24 protein-coding genes and 2 pseudogenes are annotated in these 24,429 nt (G+C 70.9%); 14 read left to right on the forward strand and 12 right to left on the reverse strand.

The window, feature by feature from the left end:
* Positions 1-41: 41 nt before the first annotated feature.
* From HDC93_RS12025 to HDC93_RS12040, 5 genes and pseudogenes are all read left to right on the forward strand, one after another.
* Positions 42-695, forward strand: coding sequence for an MBL fold metallo-hydrolase (locus tag HDC93_RS12025; RefSeq protein ID WP_185009992.1), 654 nt, complete (start codon positions 42-44; stop codon positions 693-695).
* Between the two features lie 258 nt (positions 696-953).
* Positions 954-1,253 carry a DUF6342 family protein gene (locus tag HDC93_RS12030; protein WP_185009993.1) on the forward strand — a complete coding sequence of 100 codons (300 nt, stop codon included), beginning with the start codon at positions 954-956 and terminating at the stop codon, positions 1,251-1,253.
* A gap of 206 nt (positions 1,254-1,459) precedes the next feature.
* Positions 1,460-1,560 (forward strand): annotated as a pseudogene (locus HDC93_RS39610) (MBL fold metallo-hydrolase); the annotation flags it as partial.
* Positions 1,561-1,562: 2 nt separating this feature from the next.
* Positions 1,563-2,177 (forward strand): annotated as a pseudogene (locus tag HDC93_RS12035) (amino acid ABC transporter permease); the annotation flags it as partial.
* The gene (locus tag HDC93_RS12040; RefSeq protein ID WP_221516559.1) at positions 2,174-2,926 is read left to right on the forward strand and encodes an amino acid ABC transporter ATP-binding protein; all 753 of its coding nucleotides are present in this window, start codon (positions 2,174-2,176) and stop codon (positions 2,924-2,926) included. The pseudogene HDC93_RS12035 and the gene HDC93_RS12040, both read left to right, overlap by 4 nt.
* 55 nt (positions 2,927-2,981) lie before the next feature.
* Here HDC93_RS12040 and aroQ read toward each other — a convergent pair whose 3' ends face one another.
* On the reverse strand, positions 2,982-3,455 hold the full coding sequence (gene aroQ, locus HDC93_RS12045; protein ID WP_031143876.1) for a type II 3-dehydroquinate dehydratase: 474 nt from the start codon (positions 3,453-3,455) through the stop codon (positions 2,982-2,984).
* Between the two features lie 112 nt (positions 3,456-3,567).
* Here aroQ and HDC93_RS12050 point away from each other — a divergent pair, with 112 nt between their 5' ends.
* Together HDC93_RS12050 and HDC93_RS12055 are read left to right on the forward strand one after the other, a co-directional pair.
* Positions 3,568-4,614, forward strand: coding sequence for a S66 peptidase family protein (locus tag HDC93_RS12050; protein ID WP_185010398.1), 1,047 nt, complete (start codon positions 3,568-3,570; stop codon positions 4,612-4,614).
* Positions 4,615-4,708: 94 nt separating this feature from the next.
* Positions 4,709-5,983, forward strand: a complete 1,275-nt coding sequence (locus tag HDC93_RS12055) for an MFS transporter (protein WP_185009994.1) — start codon at positions 4,709-4,711, stop codon at positions 5,981-5,983.
* 78 nt (positions 5,984-6,061) lie between these two features.
* On the opposite strand, the gene HDC93_RS12060 is transcribed toward HDC93_RS12055, so the two are convergent.
* The 7 genes from HDC93_RS12060 to HDC93_RS12090 all read right to left on the reverse strand — a co-directional run bounded on the left by HDC93_RS12060 (position 6,062) and on the right by HDC93_RS12090 (position 14,746).
* Positions 6,062-7,162 (reverse strand): calcium:proton antiporter, encoded by a 1,101-nt coding sequence (locus tag HDC93_RS12060; RefSeq protein WP_185009995.1) that lies wholly within the window; start codon positions 7,160-7,162, stop codon positions 6,062-6,064.
* A 72-nt stretch (positions 7,163-7,234) separates the two neighbouring features.
* Positions 7,235-7,537 (reverse strand): hypothetical protein, encoded by a 303-nt coding sequence (locus tag HDC93_RS12065; RefSeq protein WP_185009996.1) that lies wholly within the window; start codon positions 7,535-7,537, stop codon positions 7,235-7,237.
* A 130-nt stretch (positions 7,538-7,667) separates the two neighbouring features.
* Positions 7,668-8,669: a TerC family protein gene (locus HDC93_RS12070; protein WP_185009997.1), complete on the reverse strand. Its 1,002-nt coding sequence runs from the start codon at positions 8,667-8,669 to the stop codon at positions 7,668-7,670.
* Positions 8,670-8,891: 222 nt separating this feature from the next.
* Entirely contained in the window at positions 8,892-10,901 is a 2,010-nt protein-coding gene (locus tag HDC93_RS12075) for a TerD family protein (RefSeq protein ID WP_185009998.1), read from the reverse strand.
* Positions 10,902-10,976: 75 nt separating this feature from the next.
* Positions 10,977-11,555 (reverse strand): TerD family protein, encoded by a 579-nt coding sequence (locus tag HDC93_RS12080; RefSeq protein WP_031109141.1) that lies wholly within the window; start codon positions 11,553-11,555, stop codon positions 10,977-10,979.
* Between the two features lie 139 nt (positions 11,556-11,694).
* Positions 11,695-13,839: an excinuclease ABC subunit UvrB gene (gene uvrB / locus HDC93_RS12085; RefSeq protein ID WP_185009999.1), complete on the reverse strand. Its 2,145-nt coding sequence runs from the start codon at positions 13,837-13,839 to the stop codon at positions 11,695-11,697.
* A 40-nt stretch (positions 13,840-13,879) separates the two neighbouring features.
* Positions 13,880-14,746: an MHYT domain-containing protein gene (locus tag HDC93_RS12090; protein ID WP_185010000.1), complete on the reverse strand. Its 867-nt coding sequence runs from the start codon at positions 14,744-14,746 to the stop codon at positions 13,880-13,882.
* Positions 14,747-15,036: 290 nt separating this feature from the next.
* Here HDC93_RS12090 and HDC93_RS12095 point away from each other — a divergent pair, with 290 nt between their 5' ends.
* Positions 15,037-15,909: a glycerophosphodiester phosphodiesterase family protein gene (locus tag HDC93_RS12095; RefSeq protein WP_185010001.1), complete on the forward strand. Its 873-nt coding sequence runs from the start codon at positions 15,037-15,039 to the stop codon at positions 15,907-15,909.
* 52 nt (positions 15,910-15,961) lie between these two features.
* Positions 15,962-16,516 carry a methylated-DNA--[protein]-cysteine S-methyltransferase gene (locus HDC93_RS12100; RefSeq protein WP_185010002.1) on the forward strand — a complete coding sequence of 185 codons (555 nt, stop codon included), beginning with the start codon at positions 15,962-15,964 and terminating at the stop codon, positions 16,514-16,516.
* A gap of 130 nt (positions 16,517-16,646) precedes the next feature.
* Here HDC93_RS12100 and HDC93_RS12105 read toward each other — a convergent pair whose 3' ends face one another.
* Complete coding sequence (locus HDC93_RS12105) at positions 16,647-17,075, reverse strand: VOC family protein (protein WP_185010003.1); 429 nt, start codon at positions 17,073-17,075, stop codon at positions 16,647-16,649.
* 106 nt (positions 17,076-17,181) lie between these two features.
* Between HDC93_RS12105 and HDC93_RS12110 the strand changes: the two genes are divergently transcribed.
* Together HDC93_RS12110 and HDC93_RS12115 are read left to right on the forward strand one after the other, a co-directional pair.
* Complete coding sequence (locus HDC93_RS12110) at positions 17,182-18,090, forward strand: pseudouridine-5'-phosphate glycosidase (RefSeq protein ID WP_185010004.1); 909 nt, start codon at positions 17,182-17,184, stop codon at positions 18,088-18,090.
* Positions 18,087-19,052 carry a carbohydrate kinase family protein gene (locus HDC93_RS12115; RefSeq protein ID WP_185010005.1) on the forward strand — a complete coding sequence of 322 codons (966 nt, stop codon included), beginning with the start codon at positions 18,087-18,089 and terminating at the stop codon, positions 19,050-19,052. The genes HDC93_RS12110 and HDC93_RS12115 overlap by 4 nt, the downstream gene beginning before the upstream one ends.
* Before the next feature lie 23 nt (positions 19,053-19,075).
* Here the strand turns inward: HDC93_RS12115 and HDC93_RS12120 are convergent, their stop codons facing one another.
* Entirely contained in the window at positions 19,076-19,867 is a 792-nt protein-coding gene (locus HDC93_RS12120) for a methyltransferase (protein ID WP_185010006.1), read from the reverse strand.
* Positions 19,868-20,134: 267 nt separating this feature from the next.
* Here HDC93_RS12120 and HDC93_RS12125 point away from each other — a divergent pair, with 267 nt between their 5' ends.
* Positions 20,135-21,262 carry a magnesium and cobalt transport protein CorA gene (locus tag HDC93_RS12125; protein WP_185010007.1) on the forward strand — a complete coding sequence of 376 codons (1,128 nt, stop codon included), beginning with the start codon at positions 20,135-20,137 and terminating at the stop codon, positions 21,260-21,262.
* A gap of 59 nt (positions 21,263-21,321) precedes the next feature.
* Here HDC93_RS12125 and HDC93_RS12130 read toward each other — a convergent pair whose 3' ends face one another.
* Positions 21,322-21,750 (reverse strand): CBS domain-containing protein, encoded by a 429-nt coding sequence (locus tag HDC93_RS12130; protein ID WP_185010008.1) that lies wholly within the window; start codon positions 21,748-21,750, stop codon positions 21,322-21,324.
* A gap of 140 nt (positions 21,751-21,890) precedes the next feature.
* Positions 21,891-22,532: a uridine kinase gene (locus HDC93_RS12135; protein ID WP_185010009.1), complete on the reverse strand. Its 642-nt coding sequence runs from the start codon at positions 22,530-22,532 to the stop codon at positions 21,891-21,893.
* A gap of 123 nt (positions 22,533-22,655) precedes the next feature.
* On the opposite strand from HDC93_RS12135, the gene HDC93_RS12140 reads away from it, so the two are divergent.
* Positions 22,656-23,354, forward strand: coding sequence for a DUF2293 domain-containing protein (locus tag HDC93_RS12140; RefSeq protein ID WP_185010010.1), 699 nt, complete (start codon positions 22,656-22,658; stop codon positions 23,352-23,354).
* Positions 23,355-23,609: 255 nt separating this feature from the next.
* Positions 23,610-24,089, forward strand: a complete 480-nt coding sequence (locus tag HDC93_RS12145; RefSeq protein WP_185010011.1) for a DUF1772 domain-containing protein — start codon at positions 23,610-23,612, stop codon at positions 24,087-24,089.
* Positions 24,090-24,429: the final 340 nt, after the last annotated feature.

The raw sequence follows: 24,429 nt of genomic DNA on the forward strand, positions 1-24,429 counted from the left end.
CCGCCGCACCGGCGCCGCTCCCCCGCTATAGGCTGGCGGACATGACGTACAGCGGAGAGGTGACGGTCGGCGGACCGGCCGATGTGCACGAGCTCAAGGACCTGATGATCACCAAGATCGCGGTGGGTCCGATGAACAACAACGCCTATCTGCTGCGCTGCAGGGCCACGGACGAGCAGTTGCTGATCGACGCCGCGAACGAGGCGGAGACGCTGCTCGGCATGATCGGTGGCGACGGCATCGCGTCCGTCGTCACCACCCACCGGCACGGCGACCACTGGCAGGCGCTCGCCGAGGTCGTGGCGGCCACCGGCGCCCGCACCTACGCGGGCCGGGAGGACGCCGAGGGCATTCCCGTACGGACCGACGTGCCGGTCGACGACGGCGACACCATCCGCGTGGGGCGCGTGGAACTCACCGCGCGCCACCTGGTCGGGCACACGCCCGGTTCGATCGCCCTCGTCTACGACGACCCGCACGGGCATCCCCATGTGTTCACCGGGGACTGCTTGTTCCCCGGAGGCCCTGGCCGGACAACACAGCCGGAGGAGTTCAACTCCCTCATGGACGGCCTGGAGGCCAAGGTGTTCGGCGTCCTCCCGGACGAGACCTGGGTCTACCCCGGCCACGGCAACGACACCACCCTCGGCACGGAGCGGCCCCACCTGGCGCAATGGCGCGCGCGAGGCTGGTAGCCACGACGCATACCGCACAGCCGACGGCACCCGTGCGCGTGGGCGCAACCGACAGACCTCGGCTGTCTCTACGAATTCCGGACGTTTCTCTCTTTGATGGCCTGAACGCTGATTCGAGACCGTTCAGGCAGAAATCCGGCCATACGCAGAACTCCCAGCGACGGTGCACTCCCTGTCCGTCTAGATTCAGCCGTGGTTCGGGCGCTCCACAACGGCCCGAAGCGAAGGCCCATTCACCGAATTTGAAGGGGGAGTCGCATGCCTGACATCGATCTCGGAGTAGCGACGGACTGGAACGAGGGGGACACCCACGGCCGCGTGAAGCTGCGACAGAACCAGGTCTACCCGAACTCGCCCAAGAAGGACGTGCTCATCAGCTCCCCCGTGAGCATCGAGCTTTCGGTGAACTCGAACTACTCCACCTCCCAGGAGGCGGACAAGATCTACTTCACGACCCATCACGGCTCGACGAAGAAGATCATCGCGGTGCTCGACTCCGACGGGAACCTGCACATCGCCGGACGTCTGATCACAGAGCAGAAGGACCTCCGCTACTAGCGGCTGACCGCTCTGCGCCGGGCGACGTGCCGCGCTCCCGACTGAGCCGGCATCTGTCTCCCACCCGCACAGCGCAAGGGCCCGCGCGACCCGATACCGGTCGCGCGGGCCCGTCTCGCGTCCGGGGGTTCGTCGCGGCCCACGGATCGGCCCGGGCAGGACTGGCGGAGTCCCAGCCAGTCCTTACCGCCCTCAGGTGATGGCTGACAGGGAAGCGCTCGTTCCCCGGCGGTGTGACAACACCCACAAGGACCCGAAGGCGTTCGCCAGCCTCATCCACGACGTCGGGACCAAGATCTTCGGCACCCGCTGCTGATCTGCGGGGTCGCGGTGCTCGTCCTCGGCATGCTGATCGCCGTCGCCCGCACGCTGCGCGGACCGGTGTTCTTCCCACTGCGCTTCCTGGCCGCCGCGTACACGGACTTCTTCCGGGGGCTGCCGCTCATCATCAACCTGATGATCGTGGTCCTCGGCGTCCCGGCGCTGCGGCTCCAAGGGGTGACCGTCGACCCGGTGCTGCTCGGCGGCACCGCGCTCACCCTGACGTACTCGGCGTACGTCGCCGAGGTGTTCCGCGCCGGAATCGAGTCCGTGCACCCCTCGCAGCGTGCCGCGGCCCGCTCGCTGGGGCTGAACAACCGGCAGGCGCTGCGGTACGTGGTGCTGCCCCAGGCGGTGCGCCGTCAGGTGCCACCGCTCCTGAACGACCTGGTGTCGCTGCAGAAGGACACCGGGCTGGTCTCTATCGGCGGTGCGGTGGACGCCGTACGGGCCGCCGACATCATCGTGGGCCGCAGCCTCAACTACACGCCGTACATCGTCGCCGGGCTGGTCTTCGTCGCGCTGACCATCCCCATGACCCGCTTCACGGACTGGGTGACGGCCCGGATGGATCGCCGGCGGGCCCATGGAGGAGCCGTATGAGCCAGACGCCCGTGCTGCGCATGGAGTCCGTCCGCAAGACCTTCGGCGGCTCGGTCGTCCTGCGGGACGTCGACCTGGAGGTCGCCCCGCACACGGTCACCGCGTTGATCGGCGCCTCCGGCTCCGGCAAGTCCACGCTGCTGCGGTGTGCCAACCTGCTGGAGGAGATCGACGACGGGGCGATCTGGCTGGACGACGAGGAGATCACCGACCCGCGCGCCGACCAGGACGCCGTGCGCCGCCGGATCGGCGTGGTCTTCCAGGCGTACAACCTGTTCCCGCACATGACCGTTCTGGAGAACATCACGCTCGCCCCGCGGCGCGTGCACGGTGTCGCCCGCGCCGAGGCCGAGGCACGCGCGCGTGAGCTGCTGGAGTGGCTGGGGCTCGGCGGGAAGGCGGGCGCGTACCCGGACCGGCTGAGCGGCGGACAGCAGCAACGGGTCGCGATCGTCCGCGCCCTGGCCGTACGGCCCCGGCTGCTGCTGCTCGACGAGATCACCGCGGCCCTCGACCCCGAGCTGGTGGGCGAGGTTCTCACCGTCGTCCGCGACCTGAAGGACGAGGGCATGACCATGGTGCTGGCCACGCACGAGATGGGTTTCGCCCGCGAGGTCGCCGACCAGGTGTGCTTCCTGGAGGGCGGCGTGGTGCTGGAACGCGGCACCGCCGAGCAGGTCTTCGGGGATCCGCGACAGGAGCGCACACGGCGCTTCCTGCGGCGGATCGTGGAGGCGGGGCGGCTGTAGGGAGCCGGGCGGTAAGGGGCGCCCGCCATGGCCGGCGGAGCTTACCGGCGCCTGCTCACGTGTCGGCCTTGCCCGCCCCCGCCAGCGCCGCGACGCGCTCCACGCCGAACACGTACCCCTGCACCCCGCAGCCCGCGATGACCCCGTCGGCGCGCAGCGAGACGTAGGAGTGGTGCCGGAACGACTCGCGCTGATGGATGTTGGAGATGTGGACCTCCAGCACCGGCAGGCCGTCACACGTGTTGAGGGCGTCCAGGATGGCGACGGAGGTGTGCGAGTACGCACCGGGGTTGATCACGATGCCGCAGTGGTTCAGCCGCGCCTCGTGGATCCAGTCGACCAGTTCCCCCTCGTGGTTGGACTGGCGGAAGTCGACCGTGCCCCCGTGTGCGGCCGCCGCCTTGGCACACAGGGCCTCGACGTCGGCGAGGGTGTCGGAGCCGTAGATCTCCGGCTGGCGCTGGCCGAGCAGGTTCAGGTTGGGGCCGTTGAGGATCATGATCGGGGCGTGGGCCAGGGTGCGGGGCACGGTTCCTCCGGTCCGTTCGGGGTCGGGCGGCCCGGGGCGGACCGCTGCTCCCTGCCGGTTTATCACGGTGCGACGGCGGCCTGTCGGGCCGTAGCCTCCCGGCATGACGAGCCTGACCAGCCCGACCTATCCGCCGAAGCCGTCCTCCGGTGACCGCATCGCCGTGATCTCGCCCTCCTCCGGTCTGCCGGGGCTCTTCCCGCTCCCCTACGAGCTGGGCCTGGAGCGGCTGCGCAAGGAGTACGGGCTGGAGCCGGTCGAGTATCCGGCGACCCGCACGATGGGCTCCACGCCCCGGGAACGGGCCGCCGACGTCCACTCCGCCTTCGCCGACCCGGGGATCAAGGCCGTCATAGCCTCGATCGGCGGGGACGACCAGATCACCGTGCTGCCGTACCTGGACCGGGAGTTGATCCGGGCCAACCCGAAGCCCTTCTTCGGGATGAGCGACAACACGAACCTGCTCGCCTTCCTGCGCACCTGCGGCATCGTCGGCTTCCACGGCGGGAGCGTGATGAGCGAACTGGGCCGCCCCGGCGCCATGCACCCGCAGACCGCCGAGTCCCTGCGCGCGGCCCTGTTCACCCCGGGACCGTACGAGTTGAGGCCCGCCGAGCGGTGGCGTGACATCGACCGGGACTGGGCGGACCCGGCGACCTTCGACGCGGAGCCGGAGACCCGGCCCGGGTCCGGCTGGACCTGGGTGAACCCCGGCCGGGTGGTCGAGGGCCGCAGTTGGGGCGGCTGCCTGGAGATCGTCGCCTGGCTGTTGATGGCCGACCGGGAGATCGCGCGCGACCTGTCCGAGTACGACGGCGGCGTCCTGCTCCTGGAGACCTCCGAGGACATGCCGAGCGCCACGGAGGTCTTCCACACCCTGCGGAGCATGGGCGAGCGGGGGCTGCTGGGGCGCTTCCCGGCCCTGCTGACGGGGAGGCCGAAGACGTGGTTCTTCGAGCGGCCCAACACCCCAGAGCAGGCGGCCCGTTACGCCGCCGACCAGCGCGAGGCCGTACTGCGCGCCATGCGGACCTACGCGCCCGACACCACGATCGTCTTCGACGTGGACTTCGGGCACACCGATCCGCAACTGGTGATCCCGTACGGGGGAACCGTGCGCGTGGACGGGCCCGCCCGGCGCATCACGGTCACGTACTGAGGGCCCCCAACCCCTCCGCGCGCCCCCGTAACCGCCGATCACGGTGGGTAGTTGACGCGGCATGCACGACGTACGCACCGTAAGGGCACCCTCCATGCCGCGCCTCGCGGCCGCCTCACTGGCCGGCACGGCCATCGAGTTCTACGACTTCTTCGTCTACGGCACCGCGGCGGCGCTGATCCTGGGGCCGTTGTTCTTTCCGACCTTCTCCCCGGTGGCGGGGACGCTGGCCGCCTTCGCCACCTTCGGTGTGGGCTTCGTGGCCCGGCCGCTCGGATCGGTGCTGTTCGGGCACATCGGGGACCGGCGCGGGCGGCGGCCGGTCCTCGTCGCCTCCCTGCTGCTGACCGGGGCGTCCACGGTCGCGGTCGGCTGTGTGCCGACGTACGAGTCGATCGGCGTGGCCGCTCCCCTGCTGCTCCTGGTGCTGCGCTTCCTCCAGGGGCTGGGGCTCGGCGGGGAGTGGGGCGGGGCGGTGCTGCTGGCCGTGGAGCACGCGCCGCCCGAACGGCGCGTGCTGTGGTCGAGCTTCCCTCAGGTCGGGCCGGCGCTGGGGTTCCTGCTCGCCAACGGTGTGGTGCTGGGGCTGTCCTCGGCGCTCACGGAGGCGCAGTTCGCCGCGTGGGGGTGGCGGGTGCCGTTCTGGGCTGCGGGGGTGCTGGCCGTCGCGGGGCTGTGGCTGCGGTCGTCGCTCGCCGAGAGCCCCAGCTTCCTCCAGATCGACGACCACGCGCGCGTGCCGCTCGCCGATGTCGTCCGCGACCACTGGCGGCTCCTCCTGCTGACCGGCGGCGGCCTCGCGATCGGCTATGCGATCTTCTACGCCGTGACGACCTGGTCCCTCGCCTACGGGACGGAGCGGCTCGGGGTGAGCCGCACCGTCATGCTGACCTGCATCATGGGCGCGGTGCTCGTGAAGGGGGCTCTCACCCCGGTGGTGGCGCTGCTCGGAGACCGTTTCGGCCGGCGGCCCCTGTGCCTGATCGGGTGCGCGGCCGCGGCCCTGTGGATGTTCCCGATGGTCGCGCTCCTCTCCACCGGGGCCCCGCTGCCGATGTTCCTCGGCTTCCTGGGGGCGATGCTCGCGTTCATCACGATGTTCGCCGTGATCGCCGCGTACTTGCCGGAGCTGTACGAGCCGCGGGTGCGCTGCACCGGCGCCGCCGTCGGCTACAACCTCGGCGGGGTCGTCGGAGGCGCGCTCACACCGCTCGTGGCGACCGCCCTGGCCGAGCAGGGCGGCCGGGTGCCGTGGGGCGTGGCCGCGTATCTCACGGCGATCGCACTGTTCAGCCTGGGGTGCTTCGCGTTGCTGCCGGAGACACGTCCGGTGCGGGTGGGTGTGGCCGCGGAGACAGCTGCGGGATGAACCGGGGTGGCGGTGCCGGGCCGCGGCCGGTGGCGCGTAAAGGCTTGCGTGAGCGCTTGCGTGAGCGTTTAAGCGCGCCTACGGGTTGATCGCCAGCTCCAGATACGCCGCGAACAGCACCAGGTGGACCCCGCCCTGGAGCGGCGTGGCCCGGCCCGGCACCACGGTCAGCGAGGCGACCACCACCGTCAGGGCGAGCAGCACCATGTGGGTGGCGCCGAGACCGAGGACGAGCGGGCCGGAGAGCCACAGGGAGGCGAGTGCGACGGCGGGGATGGTCAGGCCGATGCTGGCCATGGCCGAACCGAGGGCCAGGTTCAGACTGGTCTGCACACGGTCGCGGCGGGCGGAGCGCAGCGCGGCGATGGTCTCCGGGAGCAGCACCAGCAGCGCGATGATCACGCCGACGACCGCTTGATGGAGCCCGGCGGCATCCACCCCGGACTCGATCGTGGGTGAGACCCCCTTGGCCAGGCCGACCACGCCGACCAGGGCCAGACCCAGCAGGGCCAGGCTGATCCGGGCGGTGGCGGCGGACGGAGCCTCGGCGTGCTCCTCTGCGGTGATCACCTCGCCGTGGCGGGTGATCGGCAGGAAGTAGTCACGGTGCCGCACGGTCTGCGTGGCGACGAACAGGCCGTACAGGACCAGCGAGGACAGCGCCGCGAAGGTCAGCTGGACGGTGGAGAACTCCGGCCCCGGCTTGCTGGTGGTGAACGTCGGCAGGACCAGGCTGAGGGTGGCCAGGGTCGCTACGGTGGCGAGTGCGGCGCCGGTGCCCTCGGGGTTGAAGACGGCCGTGCCGTGCCGCAGTGAGGCGACGAGGAGGCACAGGCCGACGATGCCGTTGCAGGTGATCATCACCGCCGCGAAGACCGTGTCCCGCGCCAGGGTCGCGCTCTTGTCCCCGCCGTCGGCCATCAGGGTGACGATGAGGGCGACCTCGATGATCGTGACGGCGACGGCGAGCACGAGTGAGCCGAACGGTTCTCCGACCCGATGGGCCACCACTTCGGCGTGGTGCACAGCGGCCAGGACCGCTCCCGCGAGGACCAGGGTCACCAGGGCGACGACGGCGACCGGAAGATCCCGTCCCCAGGTCAGGACCAGCAGCACGGCCGCGAGCAGGGGCACCAGCGTCGTCCACTGTGCCGCGAGCCGCCTGCGCCGAGCGATCATGCAGGGATGGTCGCAGACCCGCACGGGCCCCGCACTCCGGTCGGGCCGGGCCCCCAGGGATCCTTTGTCGGGCTACTTGAGGTCACGCATGTCCAGGACGTCGCAGTTGGTGTACGCCCGCTCGCCGATGCTGAGCGCGTTGAGCCGCTCGGCCAGCCTGGTCGTCTCGGGGTCGTCGCTGTTGCGCATGGCCTCGTCGAACGATTCGAACTCGATCAGCGCCAGATAGCGGTGGGGCTTGTCCCGGTCCTTCAGCAGCGTGCTGTGGGTGGGGCCGCCCGCGCGGCCGGCGTTGCGCTGCCCCGCCTCGTCGAGCACCTGCTGCATCTCTTCCAGACGCTCGGTCTCGAACTCGATGATCTGCACGAACTTCATGGCACCTCCAGCCGGCCGCGGCGCCCCCGGGCCGGGAAACGCGCTCAGGAAACAAGCAAGCCCCGGGACCGGTGGTCGGCAATTCGCCGAGCACCGATCCCGGTGATGGTTGTTCCTACGCCTGACGCCGTCAGACGTCGATGCTGTCCTTCGGAGCGCCTCCGCTCTCGCTATGCGCCGCCTCGGCCGACGCCTGCTTCCTGGAAGCGCGCAGGCTGGTGATCGTGGTGACGATCAGCACGGCACAGATCACGCCGAGCGAGACCGGAATGCTGATCTCGGGGACGTGCACCCCGGACTCGTGCAGGGCGTGCAGCACCAGCTTCACGCCGATGAAGCCCAGGATGATCGACAGGCCGTAGGAGAGGTGGACCAGCTTCTTCAGCAGACCGCCGATGAGGAAGTACAGCTGGCGCAGGCCCATCAGGGCGAACGCGTTGGCCGTGAAGACGATGTACGGGTCCTGCGTCAGGCCGAAGATCGCCGGGATGGAGTCGAGGGCGAACAGCACGTCGGTGGAGCCGATCGCGAGCATCACGACCAGCATCGGGGTCATGACCCGCTTGCCGTTCTCCTCGATCCACAGCTTGGTGCCGTGGTACCGGTCCGCCACGCCGAAGCGGCGCTCGGCGGCCTTGAGCAGCTTGTTCTCCTCGAACTCCTCGTCCTCCTCGTCGGCCCGGGCCTCCTGGATGAGCTTCCAGGCCGTGTAGATGAGGAACGCGCCGAAGATGTAGAACACCCAGGCGAAGCTGGCGAGGATCGCCGCGCCGGCAGCGATGAAGATCGCTCGCAGGACCAGGGCGATGAGGACACCGATCAGCAGCACACGCTGCTGGTACTGCGACGGCACCGCGAACTTGGCCATGATCAGGACGAAGACGAAGAGGTTGTCGACGCTGAGTGACTTCTCGGTGATGAAGCCCGCGAAGAACTCACCGGCGGGCTGGCCACCGGCGAACAGGAGCAGACCGATCCCGAAGAGCGCGGCCAGCACGATCCAGACGACCGTCCAGATTCCGGCTTCCTTGATCGACACGTCGTGCGGCTTGCGGCCGATGAAGAAGTCGACCGCGATGAGGGCGGCAAGGCCCACGATCGTCAGGACCCATAGGGTCACGGAAACATCCACTGCGCCTCCGGCAGTCGTAACGGCAAATGTCAGCGTCGTCGCTGCCGGAGGTCTCTTCCACCCAATGATGGGCCGACGCCCCGGGATCTGGCCTGATCCGTATTGACGGGTACGTCGCAGCAGACAGGGAGTACTCCCCTCCGTGCGGTCAACAGTACCCAATCCCCAAGAGCAGGTAAAGCACTCGGTAAAGGAAGGACCAAAATCCCTGATCAGAGGGCCTTACATGAACTTGGTACGGGCTGCTGCGACCTGGGCGAGCACCCGCTGGAGGAGCCGGCTGCCGGGCGGCACGAGCGACGGCTCGTACGTCCAGGCATGACCGACCCACGGGTCGGCGAGGTGATCGTCGGCCACCGGCGTCAGTCGCAGCAGCGAACGCCACAGCGGGTCGAGCAGGGGCCCGTAGCCGGAGGACTCCTCCCGGTCGGCCACCATCATCAGGTGGACGCCGAAGGCGGGACCCTCGTCGGCCAGGTAGCGCAGCTGATTCACGGCCCGGTCGTCGAAACCGTGCGGGAAGTCGTTGACGATCAGGAGCTGCTGCGAGGTGTCGAACCCGGGCGGGAGGGAGTCGGCGGCGCCGCCCCGGACCGCCATCTGCACCAGGTCGACCCGCTGGGTGAGCCGGCCCAGCACGTCCGCCACCCCGGCGGCGCCGAGCGCGGGCGGGGCCGCGAGCACCCCCGTCTGCACCAGGGGCCCCAACGCCTGCGCCCCGGACCCTGCCGGGTCGATGACATGGACAGTGAACTCGCCCGCCGGGTAGACGGCCAGCAGCCGGGCCGCGTGCGCGACCGCCGTCTCCATGGCGAGACCACTCATGGTGTGCGAGTCGGTGAACGAACCGTCGGACGCCCCGGCCGCTCCGCTGTCGATCCACAGGCCCCGCTCCAACGGCAGCCGGACCAGCATCGGGATGCGGATCCGGTCGGCCTCGGCAAGGTGGAGGTCACCCAGCCGCAGGGCCATGGGGATCTCCACCGGCACCCGGTAGGCGTGCCACGCCGGGTTGTCCCAGCGGGCGTACGCCGGCGGCAGGGCCGGTTCGACGACGTCGGCCTCGGCCGCGAGCTGGGTGAGGTCCCGGTCGAGGGCCTCGCGGGCCTGGGTGACGAGCTGGGTGTGCCGGGCCCGGGCCGCCTCGCGGGCGGCGTCGCCCTGTCCGCCGATCCGGCTGCGCGGGTCGGAGAGGACCTGCTCCAGCTCCTTGTCCATGCGCGACTCGGCGAAGTCGACGGCGCTGCGGTAGGCGGCGATGGTGCGGGCCAGGTCCTCGAACATGCCCCACACCTGGTTGTAGAGGCGCTCCTCCATGGACCAGCCGGTCGCGTCGCCCGCGACGGGCTGGGCGGGCTGCCCGGGTTCGGCCGGGGGCGCGGTGGGCGCAGGCGGGGGCGGGGCGGCGTTCTGACGGCGCGGGTGGCTGTAGTCGATCGGGCCGCCTGCCGTGGGCGCGGACGGCTGAGTGACGACGCTCGGGTCCGGCGCGGCGTACGGCTGCTGTGGGGCGGGCTGTCCGGGGCCGCCGGGCGTCTGGCCGCCGTACGGGGACACCGGTGGCACGGGACCGGGCTGGGGCGCGGTGCCGCCCTGGTCCGGGCCGAGGGCGGGAGCCGCTGTCTGCCGGGAGCGGTCGCCGTCAGCCGTGCGCGGCGGGAGCGCCTGCACCGAGCGGGCGAGTCCCTGGGCCACCGCGTCGTTGACGGTGCCGGCGAGCTGGTGGGCCTGCGGAAGGCCCTGGTCGGCGAGGAGGTCGGCGAGGCCGCCCGCGTAGCCCTGGCCGACGGCGCGCACCTTCCAGGCGTCGTGGCGGCGGTAGAGCTCCAGGGCGACGACGGCCGACTCGGCCTCCAGGCCGGTGATGGTGTAGCTGGCGACCTCGTCGCCGTCGAGGCCGGTGACCGCGACGAACGGGGCGGCCACGGCGCCGAAACGGACCGGGCCCGTCCAGCCGACGGGAAGGGCGAGCAGCACGCTGACACGGTGGACGGCCTCCGGCACGGCGTCCAGGTCCACCGCGAGGCGGTGGTCGGCGGCGGCCTGCCGGGAGACCTCGAGACCCGGCCGGGTGGGCGCGCCCGGGTGGGCCACCCACTCCACTCCGCGGATCCGGCCGTTCTCGTCACCGAGCGCGGCCACGGCCACGATCGGCGTACCGGCCGAGATCCGGATCTCGAGACGGGCCTGGGAGAGCGGGTGGTTCTGCCCCCGCACCAGCTCGGCCGTCATCGCCTTCGTCCCCCTGTGTCGTTGTGTGAAGTCGTGCGCTGCTCGCCGGGCCCGCCGGGCCGGGCCCGGGGTGCGTCAGAGCACCGGCAGGATCGCCGGCATCAGGTCCTGGAAGGTGCGGCCGTTGGCCGGGTTGCCCAGGGCCGTCATCGACCAGCCCTGACCCGCGCGGTGGACCTTGGCCATGATCTGGGCGGTGTACTGGCCGCCGCCGGCGAGCGTGTAGCGGGCGAGCTCCTGGCCGTTGGTTTCGTCGACCAGACGGCAGAACGCGTTCTGCACCTCCTGGAATGTCTGGCCCGTGAAGGAGTTCACCGTGAAGACGATCTGGTCGATGTGGACCGGGACGCGCGCGAGGTCGACGAGGATCGCCTCGTCGTCGCCGCCCTGGCCGACACCGCCGACGAGGTTGTCACCGGTGTGGCGCACCGAGCCGTCGTCGCTCACCAGGTGGCGGAAGAAGACGACGTCGACCGGCTGCTTGTCCGCGAACAGGACAGCGGAGGCGTCGAGGTCGATCTCTCGCGTGCGCGAGCCGAACAGGCCGCGCCGGGGAGCCGCCTGCCAGCCGAGACCCATACGAACCGCAGTCAGGCTGCCGCCGTCGTTCTTCTGCAGACTGATGGCCTGACCCTTGGTCATGTTGACGGTCACGCGCTGATTCCCCTCTCGAACGTCCCCTGTTGCCGCGTAGTCGCGGTTGACCAGAACCCTACGCAGGGGCACTGACAGCGACGTACCCCGGTCCGCACTTTGTGTCGGTCTTGCAACACTGCGCGTACGCGGCACCCTGTCAGGCCAGACCCGCCTCCTTCATCTGACGCAGTTCCTTCTTCATCTCGGAGACCTCGTCGCGCAGTCGGGCCGCGATCTCGAACTGGAGCTCCGCGGCGGCGGCCCGCATCCGCGCGGTGAGCTCCTCGATCTGCCCGGCCAGTTCGGCGGCGGGGCGGTCGGTCGGCACCGTCTCCTCGGCCTTGCCCTTGCCCTTCGCGGACTTGGCCGCCCCGGCCGCCTTGCCGAGTGAGGGCACGGGCGCCTTGGTGCCCCCGCCGTCCTTCTTCGCCTTGCGGTAGCCCGAGCCGAGCAGCTGCTCGGTGTCGATGTCCTCGCGGGCGATCTGGGCGACGATGTCGTTGATCTTCTTGCGCAACGGCTGGGGGTCGATGCCCCGCTCCGTGTTGTACGCGATCTGCTTCTCACGGCGCCTGTTGGTCTCCTCGATGGCCTTCTCCATCGCCGGAGTGATCTTGTCGGCGTACATGTGGACCTGACCGGACACGTTGCGCGCGGCGCGGCCGATGGTCTGGATCAGGGACGTGCCGGAGCGCAGGAAACCCTCCTTGTCGGCGTCCAGGATCGCCACCAGGGACACCTCGGGCAGGTCGAGGCCCTCGCGCAGGAGATTGATGCCGACCAGCACGTCGTACTCGCCGGCGCGCAGTTCCCGCAGCAGTTCGACGCGGCGCAGGGTGTCGACGTCGCTGTGCAGATAGCGCACCTGGATGCCCAGCTCCAGGAAGTAGTCCGTGAGGTCCTCGGCCATTTTCTTGGTGAGCGTGGTGACCAGGACGCGCTCGTCCTTCTCCGTGCGCAGCCGGATCTCGTGCACCAGGTCGTCGATCTGACCCTCGGTGGGCTTGACGACGACTTCCGGGTCGACGAGGCCGGTGGGTCGGATGATCTGCTCGACGAAGCCGTCCGAGCGGGACATCTCGTAGTTGCCCGGGGTGGCCGACAGATAGACCGTCTGCCCGGTGCGCTCCTGGAACTCCTCCCATTTGAGGGGGCGGTTGTCCAGGGCCGAGGGCAGCCGGAAGCCGTGGTCGACGAGGGTGCGCTTGCGGGAGGCGTCGCCCTCGTACATGGCGCCGATCTGCGGGACGGTCACGTGCGACTCGTCGATGACGAGGAGGAAGTCGTCCGGGAAGTAGTCCAGCAGGGTGTTCGGCGGGGAGCCGGGCGAACGGCCGTCGAAGTGCATCGAGTAGTTCTCCACGCCGGAGCAACTGCCGATCTGGCGCAGCATCTCGATGTCGTACGTGGTCCGCATCCGCAGGCGCTGGGCCTCCAGAAGCTTGCCCTGCTTCTCCAACTCCGTCAGGCGTTCGGCCAGCTCCTTCTCGATGTCGTCGACGGCCCGCTGCAGGCGCTCGGGTCCCGCGACGTAGTGGGAGGCCGGGAAGACGTAGAGGTGCTCGTCGTCGCTGATGATCTCGCCGGTGAGCGGGTGCAGGGTGGACAGCGCCTCGATCTCGTCGCCGAACATCTCGATGCGGACGGCCAGCTCCTCGTAGACCGGGAAGATCTCGATGGTGTCGCCGCGGACGCGGAAGGTGCCGCGGGTGAAGGCCAGGTCGTTGCGCGTGTACTGGATGTCCACGAAGCGGCGCAGCAGCTCGTCGCGGTCGATCTCCTCGCCGACCTTGAGGGGGACCATGCGGTCCACGTACTCCTGCGGGGTGCCGAGGCCGTAGATGCAGGAGACCGAGGCGACCACGACGACGTCGCGGCGGGTGAGCAGCGAGTTGGTCGCGGAGTGGCGCAGGCGCTCGACCTCCTCGTTGACCGAGGAGTCCTTCTCGATGTAGGTGTCCGACTGCGGGACGTACGCCTCGGGCTGGTAGTAGTCGTAGTACGACACGAAGTACTCGACGGCGTTGTTCGGGAGGAGCTCGCGGAACTCGTTGGCCAGCTGGGCGGCCAGCGTCTTGTTCGGCGCCATCACCAAGGTGGGGCGCTGGAGCTTCTCGATCATCCACGCGGTGGTGGCGGACTTGCCGGTGCCGGTCGCGCCGAGCAGTACGACGTCCTTCTCGCCTGCCTCGATGCGCCGGGCGAGGTCGGCGATGGCCGTCGGCTGGTCGCCGTTCGGCTGGTAGGGGCTGACGACCTCGAAGGGCGCCACCGTGCGTTCGATCTTTGAAACGGGCCGCATGGGATCCACCGTACGACCCCGCACTGACAACGGGCTCTGATCAGCGGTTCTGCGGGGTGCGGGAGACCCTGTGCTCCACGGTGCGGCGGGGGCGGAACCGCAGATGGCGGGCGGAGTGCCGGACGTGGGTGTGGGCGGGGATGCCGGGCTTGTGCTCGACGGGGACGACGGCGGGCTTCCCCATGACCATCAGCGGGTCGAACATCACCACGACGCCCGCGAGGAGCAGGAAGGCGAGCGGCCCGATCAGCATGGGTGCGAGCAGGCTCGCGGGCGAGTCTCCCGTGGCGGGCTCGGACGTGCCGTGCAGGTGGACGCTGAGGGCGGCCATGCCGGTGTAGTGCATGCCGCTGACGGCCAGTCCCATGACGAGGCTCGCGCCCACGCTCCACAGGAAGCCCCTGACCTGGCCGGCGGCCCAGAGGGCGGCGGTCGCGGCGGCCATGGCGATGGCGACGGAGATGCCGACGGTGACGGTGTTGTACTCCAGCTTTCCGTCCAGGCTCATGCTGGCCATGCCGAGGTAGTGCATCGACGCGATGCCCAGGCCGGTGATGGTGCCGCCGGTGAACAGGGCCGTCCCGCGGGCTCCCCGGTAGCCGACGATGAAGATCCCGACGCCCACCATGACGATGGCGACGGCCAGGCTCGCGAAGGTCATCGCCTTGTCGTAGTGGATCGGGGTGCCGCGGACCGTGAACCCCATCATCGCGACGAAGTGCATGGTCCATATGCCGGAGCCGATGGCGGCGGAGCCGAGGGCGAGCCAGCCGGGGCGCCAGGACTGGGCGACGAGCATCGATCTGGTGGTGCAGCGCAGGCCCAGCGCGCCGCCGAGGCAGGCCATGAAGTAGGCCACCAGGGGTGTGACCAGGCCATAGCTGAATCCGTCGACCGTGCCCTGCATGCGCGGCTGCCCTTCCCGCCCTTGTACGTCCCGGAATTCCCGATGTACGCCCCCTCCCAGGACCGCCACGAGCGGTCAGGGTTGACGCAGAGAGTATGACCCCCACCGGAATGGTCGAACGACTTTCAGGCAAAGAAACACGGCTTTGCCGCAGTTGTGCGGTACCAGTGAGCGGAGTTGGGTCATCTCCGTTCAACGTGTGGCCATCCTGTACCCCTCTCGCGTTGACCCTCTGCTGTCACAGTTGTGCTGTCTGTGATGTCGCCGTTCGCTCGTCGCGAGGAGTACGCATGCACGCGCGCGCTGTTGCCGCCTCGACCACCGCACTCCTGGGGACCGCCGCCCTGCTGTTCCCCGTCTCCCCCGCCCGTGCCGCGCAGGGCGTCACGTCGCCGCTGGTCATCGCCCACCGGGGTGCCTCCGCGTACGCACCCGAGAACACCCTGGCCGCCGTGGACAGAGCGGCGGAGCTGGGCATCCGCTGGGTGGAGAACGATGTGCAGCGCACGAGGGACGGCGAGCTGGTCGTCATCCACGACGACAACCTGCGCCGCACCACCGACGCCGAGGAGGTCTTCCCCGGCCGGGCCCCCTGGAAGGTGAAGGACTTCACCGCCGCGGAGATCGCCCGGCTGGACGCGGGCAGCTGGTTCGGGCCCGGGTACGCGGGCGCGCGCGTGCCGACGCTGGAGCAGTTCGTGCACCGCTTGGAGCGTCATCGCCAGAAGCTGCTCCTTGAGATCAAGAACCCCGAGCTGTACCCGGGCATCGAACGGCAGACGCTGAAGGCCCTCAGCAACGAGGGCTGGCTCGACCGGTCGCATCTGGCAGGCCGGCTGATCGTGCAGAGCTTCAGCGCGGACAGCGTGCGGACGGTGCACGAGCTGAAGCCCGGTGTGAAGACGGGCCTCCTGGGGACGCCATCGGTGTCGGACCTGCTCGACTGCGCCGAGTTCGCCGACCAGATCAACCCCTCGTACAGCTCGCTGTCCCGGGCGTACGTGTCCTCCGTGCAGGCCTTCGACGGGCCGCACGGCAGGCCGATGGAGGTCTTCGCCTGGACGGTCGACGACGCGAGGACGGCCCAGCGGGTCGCCGGGTACGGGGTCGACGGGATCATCACGAACAAGCCGGACGTGGTACGCAAGGCCGTGGGCGGCTGATCCGGCGTTCGGCCCGGGCGGCGTTGTCAGTGGCGGGTCCTACTGTGGGCGCATGGACAGCCGAGAGCAGGTCGAACCGCGGGTCGTGTGGGCGGTCGTCGAGAGCGGGATCGGGCCCTTGCTGCTGGCCGCGAGCCGGGACGGCCTGGTCAACGTCGTGTTCCACGCCACGGACGCGGTGCGGGACAAGGCCGCCGAGCGGCTGGCGTCGCGGCTGGGCACCGAGCCCGTCGAGGCGCCCGGCTCCCCACTGCTGGCCGAGGCGATACGCCAGGTCAAGGCGTACTTCGCGGGTGAGCGACGCGACTTCGCCCTGCCGCTGGACTGGTCGCTGATCTCCGGCTTCAACCGGGAGGTCCTGCGCGAGCTGGCCTCGGGCGTGCCGTACGGCCAGGTGGTCGGATACGGCGACCTGGCCGGGCGGGTCGGCCAGCCGGGCGCCGCCCAGGCCGTGGGCATGGCGATGGGCGCCAACCCGCTGCCGGTGGTGGTGCCCTGTCACCGGGTCGTCGAGAGCGGCGGCGGCATCGGCGGCTTCGGGGGCGGGCTGGAGACCAAGCGGAGGCTGCTCGCCCTGGAGGGCGTGCTTCCGGAGCCGCTCTTCTAGGAGTGTCCTGAAGATCTTGGAATTGCGCCCGGCTTGCACCGGTTCGGGGCGATTGAAATTTACCGGCAATACGGGGCGATCCCGGCGGCCGGAGCAAGATCTTCATCGGTCTTCCAGGCAGCGCGCCTGGTCAGTCGTAGTGCCGGGCCTCGAAGACATTGCCGTCCGGGTCGCGGAAGTAGAAGCTGCGGGTGGCCTTGCCCCGGGCTCCGAAGGAGTCGTGCGCGAGGTCGGACATGGGTATGGAGCGCTCCTCGAGGCGGCTGAGTAGGGCGTCGAAGTCGCGGCGTGGCAGCGACAGGCAGACGTGGTTGACCGGATGTCCCGCGCTCTCGGCGGAGCCGGGCAGCATGGTCATGCGCTCCACGAAGCTCAGCGGCATGAGGTCGAGGATGGTCTCGTCGTTGACGCGCACGGAGGGGAACGGCGCCTCACCCGCCGCGAACTCCGCGAGCCGTACCGCCTCCAAGCCGACGGCCTTCTCGTAGAAGTCGGCGGCGGCGAGCGGGTCGCGCACCCAGAGGACGACATGGTCGAGGCGTGGTGTGTGGTCCGTCATGCACCCCAGGCTCGTGACGACTCCGGCGGCCCGCAAGGGTTTGGCCCGGCTCGCCGGTCGCCAGAGATGAGGGAAGACGACTGACCGACTGACAGGAGGCAGGCGCGTGGTGCTGGTGGTGTCCGAGGAAGTGCGGGAGGCGATCGACGCGGGCCGGCCCGTCGTCGCCCTGGAGTCCACGATCATCGCGCACGGGCTGCCCCGGCCGCGCAACCTCCAGGTGGCGCTGGAGCTGGAGACGGCCGTACGGCAGGAGGGCGCGGTCCCCGCCACGATCGCCGTGCTGGACGGGCGCCCTCACGTCGGCCTGGACAAGGAGCAGCTGGAACGGGTCGCGAACGAGGACGGGATCCGCAAGCTCGGCCACCGTGATCTGCCGCTCGCGGTGGCGTCCGGGGCGAGCGGGGCGACCACGGTGTCGGCCACCGCGCTGCTGGCGGCGCAGGCGGGCGTGCGGGTCTTCGCGACGGGCGGGCTCGGCGGGGTGCACCGGGAGTGGACGGTGACGCAGGACGAGTCGGCCGACCTGGGGCTGCTGGCGCGCACGCGCATCACGGTGGTGTGTGCCGGGGTGAAGTCGATCCTGGACGTACCGGCGACCCTGCAGCGGCTGGAGACACTGGGAGTCGCCGTGGCGGGTTACGGCAGCGGCCGGTTCCCCGGCTTCTACCTCTCCGACTCGGGGCATCCGGTGGACTGGACGCTAAAGACGCCGGAGCAGGTGGCGGGCGTCATGCGGGCGCAGGACGCGCTCGGCGGGCCGGAGTCGGCGCTGATCGTCGCCAACCCCGTCCCCGAGGAGGAGCAGCTCGATCCGGACCTGCACGCGCGCGTGCTCGCGGCCGCGCTGCACGCGTGCCAGGAGGAAGGGGTCACCGGACAGGCGGTCACACCGTTCCTGCTCGACTATCTGGTGCGGCACACGGACGGCGCCTCCCTGAGCGCCAATCTGGCCGCGGTCCGCGGCAACGTACGCCTCGCGGCACGGATCGCGGCGGCCCGGGCCCGGGGATGACGGCGGGCGGCGGGGCGGGGCCGGGAGGGGGATCCGCTTCCCGGGGCACGGGTTCGGCGGCGGGCGGGGGGCTGCTGGTCGTCGGGGACGTCATCACCGACGTCGTCGCGCGGCATCGAGGACCGCTCGCGGCCGGCACGGACACGGCTGCCTCGATCCGGACGGTGGCGGGCGGGGCGGGCGCCAATGTGGCGTGCTGGGCGGCGCACCGGGGCGCGGCGGACGTACGACTGCTCGGGTGCGTCGGGGCGGACGCGGCAGCCTGGCACGAGCGGGAACTGGTCGCCCAGGGAGTACGTCCACAGCTCGTCGTCGACCCGCTCGCGCCGACCGGCACGGTGATCTGCATGGTCGACGGGGGCGCTTTCGCGGAGCGGACGTTCCTCACCGACAGCGGCGCGGCTTTGCGGCTCGGGCCCGCCGACTGGTCGGACCCGCTGCTCGACGGCGTGGCCCGGCTGCATCTGTCGGGCTACCTCTTGTTCTCCGGGCCGAGCCGGGCCCTGGTGGCGGTGGCGCTGAAAGCCGCACGCGCGCGGGGAGTGCCGGTGAGTCTGGACCCGGCATCGGCCGGTTTCCTCGCGAAGCTGGGCGCGAAGCGGTTCCTGTCCCTCGTCGAGGGCGTGGACGTCCTGCTGCCCAGCCGGGACGAGGCGTGCTTGCTGACGGGGCTGGCGGACGCGGCCGAGGCGGCGGCCGAGCTGAGCCGGCGTGTGCCGTTGGTCGTCGCCAAGCAGGGCCACGAGGGGGCGCTCGTGGCCCGCTCGGGGAAGGTGCGTGCCCGTGTCCCGGCCGTACCGGCGACTCCGCGGGACACCACCGGCGCCGGTGACGCCTTCACCGGCGCGTTCCTCGCCGCGCTGCTGGCGGGCGCCGGGCCGCAGGACGCCGCGGCGGAGGGGTGCCGGGCGGGTGCGCGAGCGGTGGAACGGGTGGGCGGCAGACCGCCCGCGCCGGATTGACCGGGCCGGCCCCGAAGCACCGGCTACTGCTTGCGCCCCCACGCCGAGATCATCGGTGCCGTCGTCAGGTCGAGCGCGCCGGACGTGACGTTCTCGAGGTGCCGGTCGATGTCCTGGTCCGTGGCCAGCCCTGCGGTGACGAGCTGGTCGCGGAACTGGCGGATCGTGACCGACTCCAGGGCCGCGCAGGCCGGCGAGGCGAGCGGGAAATAGGCGTCGGCGTGGACCCGGGTCAGCCCGGCGTCCCGGAGCAGGCGCGGCAGGGTGCGGCCGCACGGCAGGTCGGTCCCGCGATCGGCGAGCAGTCTGCGGAAGCCGTGCCGCAGCCGGTTCGCGAGCTGCTGCTCGGGGCCGTGCTCGTCGGGGCAGAGGAGCGGCTGGAGCGCGGGGTCGGCGTCCTCGACGAGCAGCCGGCCTCCGGGGCGCAGGGCCTTGACCATGGACCGCAACGCCCGTTCGCGGTCGGTGACGTGGACGAGAGCGAGGCGGGCGTGCACCAGGTCGAAGCCCTCCACCGGCGGCTCCTGCCCGCCGAGGTCGTGGACCCGCACCTCGACGGGTGGCCGGGCGGCGGAGGCGAGCCGTGCGGTGTCGGTGTCGGTCGCGACGACGCGGCCGGTCGGGCCGACCTTCTTGGCCAGCCAGGACACCACGGTGGTGCCGGCGCCGACCTCCCAGCATCGCCAGCCGGATCCGACGCCGAGCTCTTCGAGGTGCCGGAACGTCGTGGGGTCGAAGAGAGCGGCGCAGGCGCTGAAGTGCTCTGCCGCCTCGGTCTGCCGGTTGTCCAGGAGGTACCCGTCGGTTCGCGTCATGCCACGATCATCCCAGTTGTCCGACTTATCCATACCGGTCGACGCTCCGGCACGCAGAAGCGCGTCGGACCCGTCCGTACGGACAACCGTCCGGCGCGTGCGTGCGTCGATGTGGCAGGGCACGGCGTCGGCACCCTGGTTCGTCCACAGCCGGGAACCAAGCGGAATGGGCCGTACCCACAGGCTTACCCGCAGCTCACGCAGGCCTGGCAGACTGGCGCGCCACAGCACAGGAACGGCGCGATGGTTCCACGCAAGGAGATCCGGATGTCCATGGCAGGGAATCTGCGGAAGGTCACGAGCCTCGGCGGGGTCGGCGGTCTTCGCAAGGTGGCTCGGCTGGCCCGGCGGCGCCCGCGCGTCGACCTGAGTCACCCGGCCCGCTCCCCGCTGGGCTCCTCGGTGGTGAACTGCGTAACGTACCGGGACGGCGTCCGCGCCCCCGAGCACGGCGATCTGGTGGACACCGTGGAGCGGGTGCGCAAGAGCCGGGAGGGCTTCGTCTGGCTCGGTCTGCACGAGCCCACCGACCAGGAGTTCGCCGGCATCGCCGAGCTCTTCGACCTGCACCCGCTGGCCGTCGAGGACGCGATCGAGGCCCATCAGCGTCCCAAGCTGGAGCGCTACGGCGAGACGCTCTTCGCGGTCTTCAAGACGGTCTGCTACGTCGAGCACGAGGAGCTGACGGCCACCAGCGAGGTGGTGAACACCGGCGAGATCATGGTGTTCGTCGGTGCGGACTTCGTGATCACGGTGCGGCACGGCCGGCACGGCTCGCTGGGCCCGCTTCGCGAGGAGCTGGAGTCCGATCCCGGTCAGCTCGCCAAGGGCCCGTCGGCGGTGCTGCACGCGCTCGCGGACCACGTGGTCGACGACTACCTCACGGTCACGGACGCGGTACAGGCGGACATCGACCAGGTCGAGACCGACGTGTTCTCGGAGACCGGCGCGCGGGCCGACCCGGGGCGCATCTACCAGCTCAAGCGTGAACTGCTCGAGCTGAAGCGGGCGGTGGTGCCGCTCAGCCGGCCGCTCGAGGATCTCGCCACCCGGCCGATCCGGGCCGTCGACCCGGAGATACAGGCGTACTTCCGCGACGTCTCGGACCATCTTCTGCGGGCGAAGGAGCAGATCGCCGCCTTCGACGAACTGCTCAACTCCATCCTCCAGGCACACCTCGCCCAGGTCACGGTCGCGCAGAACGAGGACATGCGGAAGATCACGGCGTGGGCCGCGATCGTCGCCGTGCCGACGATGGTCTGCGGGGTCTACGGCATGAACTTCGACCACATGCCGGAGCTGCACTGGCGGTACGGCTACGGCATGGTCATCGGCGTGATATCCGTGGCGTGTCTCGCGCTGTACCGGGGATTCCGGCGCAGCGGCTGGCTCTGACACGGGCGGCGCCCCGCACAGAGCCCTGCTGTGGGGCGCCGGCGAAGTGACCCGCGGCGTCAGTGCATCGCGGTCGTGGCGTAGACGCTCTCCGCCCAGGAGGCGATCTGGTCCTTCGCGAGATGCCGGGCCAGGTCGGCTTCGCTGATCATGCCGACGAGACGCTTGTCCTTGATCACGGGCAGCCGGCGGATCTGGTACTCCCGCATCTCGTGGAGCACCTCGCCGACATCGGCGTCGGCGTCGATCCAGCGGGGCGTGCCCTTGGCCATCTCGCCCGCGGTGATCCTGGCGGGGTCGTGGCCCATGGCGACGCAGCCGACGACGATGTCACGGTCGGTGAGGATGCCGCAGAGCCGCTCGTTCTCATCGCTGATGGGCAGGGCGCCGACGTTCAGCTCGCGCATGAGCTGGGCGGCGCGGTCGAGGGTTTCGTGGGCGGGGATCCACTGGGCGCCGCGGTGCATGATGTCTCCGGCGGTGGTCATGGAGTACCTCCCGGTGCCGGACGGCCGGCGCGGAGCGGGACGCACCGCGAGTCCCGGCGCCCTTCATTCTCGCCGTGCCGCCGGATGCCCGCACACGGAAGCCGGGCGCCCGCCGGCCGGGCAGCGGACTCGGGCCCGCTTCAGCCGCCCCACGCCGGATGGCGCGGATCGTCGGCCCGCACCAGGACGTCCGCCGTCGCCACCGGGTCCGACTCCTGCGCGTAGCGCTCGAAGGCCGGGAGGGTCCAGTGCTCGGCCTCGGGGGTGCGGCGGCGCAGGGCGCCCCGGGAGAGGAGGACGTGGACGCTCAGATCGAAGGGGAACCAGTGCTTCAGGAGGAAGGGCCCGTGCAGCAACAGCACGCCACCGGGCGGGAGTTCGACGTAGGGGCTACGGGTGGCACGGTCGGCGGCCGGGTCCCACAGGTCGGGCAGGACGCGACCGGTGCCGCCGGCTTCGAGGGGGCCGAACACCTCGCGCCACAGGGCGCCGGTGTCGTACCAGCCGCTGTAGTAGGACTCGACGTCCTGGTGGCCGTACTCCAGCCGTACGGAGGCGGGGCGCCAGAAGCCGTCCGTGCCGACGACGAGCGAGGAGCGGCCGCGTACGCGCAGCGCTTCGGAGATCCGGTGGGCGAGGTCTCCCGGGCGGGCTGCCGGGGCGCCGTCGAAGGCGATGCGCGGCCAGGGACTGCCGTCGGCCGGCTTCAGATCGAGCAGGCGTTCGGCGAGCAGGTCGCCGAGCCGTTCCCAGGTGATCGCTTCGAGTCGCACACGGCCCATGATGCGTCAGGCCGGGGCGGTGGAGGGGTCCACCCGCGGACGCCTTCCCGGAGCGGCGAAAGGGTCGCCAGGTCCGTCGTGAAGTGCGCAGTTCGCGCCGCTGTCAGGGGGAATGAACCCTGTATGGCCCCCCGTGTGACGCTCCCGCCCCTCACCGGACTTCTCGTCTTCCAGCCCCTCAAGCGGCGGTACTGCGCCGAGTGCCGGCGAGGGCCGCTGCCGCTGCTGATCCTCGAGGACGGCGCCCCGCGCTGCCTCGGCTGCGCCGACCTCGGGCACCTGGTGTTCCTGCCGAGCGGCGACACCGCGCTGACCCGCAGGGCCAGGGAGGAGAGCACGCTGTCGGCGGTGGTCGTGCGGTTCAACCGGCGCAAGAGCCGGTACGAGCGGCAGGGCGTGCTGGTCGAGGAGGAGGCGCTCGCGCGGGCCGAGCTGCGGTGTCTGGCGGACGCCGAGGCGAGACGGCGGCGCCGGGTGCGGGACGCGCGGCGGCGGGCGGCTCAGGACGCCCTGTTCGCTCAGGCGTTCGCGACGGAGATACTCCGGTTGTTTCCCGGGTGCCCGGCCGACCGGGCGCGGGCCGTCGCCCTGCACGCCTCGGAGCGGGGCAGCGGGCGGGTGGGCCGCAGCGCGGCGGGGCGTGCGCTGTCCGAGGGCGCGGTGACCGCGGCGGTCGTGGCGTCCGTACGGCATCTGGACACGCCGTACGACCGGCTGCTGATGAGCGGCGTGCCCAGACACGAGGCGCGGCGGCGGATTGCGGCGGCGGTGTCGACGGTGCTGCGGGGCTGGACCGAGGCGGGTCTCGGGTCGGCGGGGTGAAGCGGGGGCCCGGGGCCTTGAGCCGCCGGGTGCCGCATGGGCATCGAAGGTCCCGCCAGGTACTGCCAGGTGCACCGGGGTGCCGCCGGTCGTTTCCGGGGCAGGACGCCTCCCGGAGAGAGCCGTTCGGTGGACCGTGGACGCCTGCTTATGGCTCCGCGCCCCTCGGCCATGGTCACTGTGCCCGTACGGGAATTCACTTGTGGTGAGGAAGGGTGCCGGGCAGGATCCCGGCTCGACGGGCGGGAGAGGGACATGATCGACGGACCGTACTTCGTGCTGACGGTGCTGGGTGTGCTCGGGACCGGACTGGTGGCCGGGGTGTTCTGCGGGTTCTCGACCTTCGTGATGCGGGGCCTCGGCATGCTGCCGCCGGCACAGGGGGTGGCCGCGATGAAAGCGATCAACGTGGCCGCGGTCACGCTGCCGTTCATGATCGTGTTCCTGGGGTCGGCAGTGCTGTGCGCGGTGATCGCCGTGGTGACGTTCGTGCTGTGGCCGGACGAGGGGACCGTGGCGCTGCTGGTGGGCAGCGCGCTGTATCTGTTCGGGTCGTTCGGGCTGACCATGGTCGCGAACGTGCCGCGCAACGACGCGCTGGCCGAGCTGGAGCCGGGCACCCCGGAGGCGGCGGCGTACTGGCCGGCGTATGTGCGCGAGTGGACGCTGTGGAACCACGTCCGCACGGCGGCCTCGACCGGGGCGGCGCTGTCGTACGTGCTGGCGCTGACCTGACGGCCGTCGCACGTGCCGGCACTGACGTGACGGCCGCCCTGTCGCACGTGCCGGCGCTCACCCGACGGCCGCCCTGTCCCACGTGCCGGCGCTCACCCGACGGCCGCCCTGTCCCACGTACCGGCGCTCACCCGACGGCCGCCCTGTCCCACGTACCGGCGCTCACCCGACGGCCGCCCTGTCGCACGTGCCGGCGCTCACCCGACGGCCGCGCCACGCGGCGACAGGCACCGGCCCGGAGGCGGACGTATCGTGGCGAAAAGACCGCCGCACCACGAGTAAGAGGACGCGGCCCCGCACGAGAGCCGCACCACGACCGACAAGAGCGCCGCCCGACGAC

It is taken from the genome of Streptomyces sp. AK010, from assembly GCF_014207295.1.
GTDB lineage: Bacteria > Actinomycetota > Actinomycetes > Streptomycetales > Streptomycetaceae > Streptomyces > Streptomyces massasporeus.

Coding starts and splice junctions, on each gene's coding strand:
- HDC93_RS12065 (WP_185009996.1), bottom strand. CDS start 7,537: ATGAAGTTCGTGCAGATCATCGAGTTCGAGACCGAGCGTCTGGAAGAG.
- HDC93_RS12090 (WP_185010000.1), bottom strand. CDS start 14,746: ATGCAGGGCACGGTCGACGGATTCAGCTATGGCCTGGTCACACCCCTG.
- HDC93_RS12060 (WP_185009995.1), bottom strand. CDS start 7,162: ATGATCGCTCGGCGCAGGCGGCTCGCGGCACAGTGGACGACGCTGGTG.
- HDC93_RS12135 (WP_185010009.1), bottom strand. CDS start 22,532: ATGGGCCGTGTGCGACTCGAAGCGATCACCTGGGAACGGCTCGGCGAC.
- HDC93_RS12055 (WP_185009994.1), top strand. CDS start 4,709: ATGCCGCGCCTCGCGGCCGCCTCACTGGCCGGCACGGCCATCGAGTTC.
- HDC93_RS12140 (WP_185010010.1), top strand. CDS start 22,656: ATGGCCCCCCGTGTGACGCTCCCGCCCCTCACCGGACTTCTCGTCTTC.
- HDC93_RS12145 (WP_185010011.1), top strand. CDS start 23,610: ATGATCGACGGACCGTACTTCGTGCTGACGGTGCTGGGTGTGCTCGGG.
- HDC93_RS12105 (WP_185010003.1), bottom strand. CDS start 17,075: ATGACGGACCACACACCACGCCTCGACCATGTCGTCCTCTGGGTGCGC.
- HDC93_RS12095 (WP_185010001.1), top strand. CDS start 15,037: ATGCACGCGCGCGCTGTTGCCGCCTCGACCACCGCACTCCTGGGGACC.
- HDC93_RS12100 (WP_185010002.1), top strand. CDS start 15,962: ATGGACAGCCGAGAGCAGGTCGAACCGCGGGTCGTGTGGGCGGTCGTC.
- HDC93_RS12075 (WP_185009998.1), bottom strand. CDS start 10,901: ATGACGGCCGAGCTGGTGCGGGGGCAGAACCACCCGCTCTCCCAGGCC.
- uvrB (WP_185009999.1), bottom strand. CDS start 13,839: ATGCGGCCCGTTTCAAAGATCGAACGCACGGTGGCGCCCTTCGAGGTC.
- HDC93_RS12025 (WP_185009992.1), top strand. CDS start 42: ATGACGTACAGCGGAGAGGTGACGGTCGGCGGACCGGCCGATGTGCAC.
- HDC93_RS12040 (WP_221516559.1), top strand. CDS start 2,174: ATGAGCCAGACGCCCGTGCTGCGCATGGAGTCCGTCCGCAAGACCTTC.
- HDC93_RS12125 (WP_185010007.1), top strand. CDS start 20,135: ATGTCCATGGCAGGGAATCTGCGGAAGGTCACGAGCCTCGGCGGGGTC.
- HDC93_RS12130 (WP_185010008.1), bottom strand. CDS start 21,750: ATGACCACCGCCGGAGACATCATGCACCGCGGCGCCCAGTGGATCCCC.
- HDC93_RS12120 (WP_185010006.1), bottom strand. CDS start 19,867: ATGACGCGAACCGACGGGTACCTCCTGGACAACCGGCAGACCGAGGCG.
- HDC93_RS12030 (WP_185009993.1), top strand. CDS start 954: ATGCCTGACATCGATCTCGGAGTAGCGACGGACTGGAACGAGGGGGAC.
- HDC93_RS12115 (WP_185010005.1), top strand. CDS start 18,087: ATGACGGCGGGCGGCGGGGCGGGGCCGGGAGGGGGATCCGCTTCCCGG.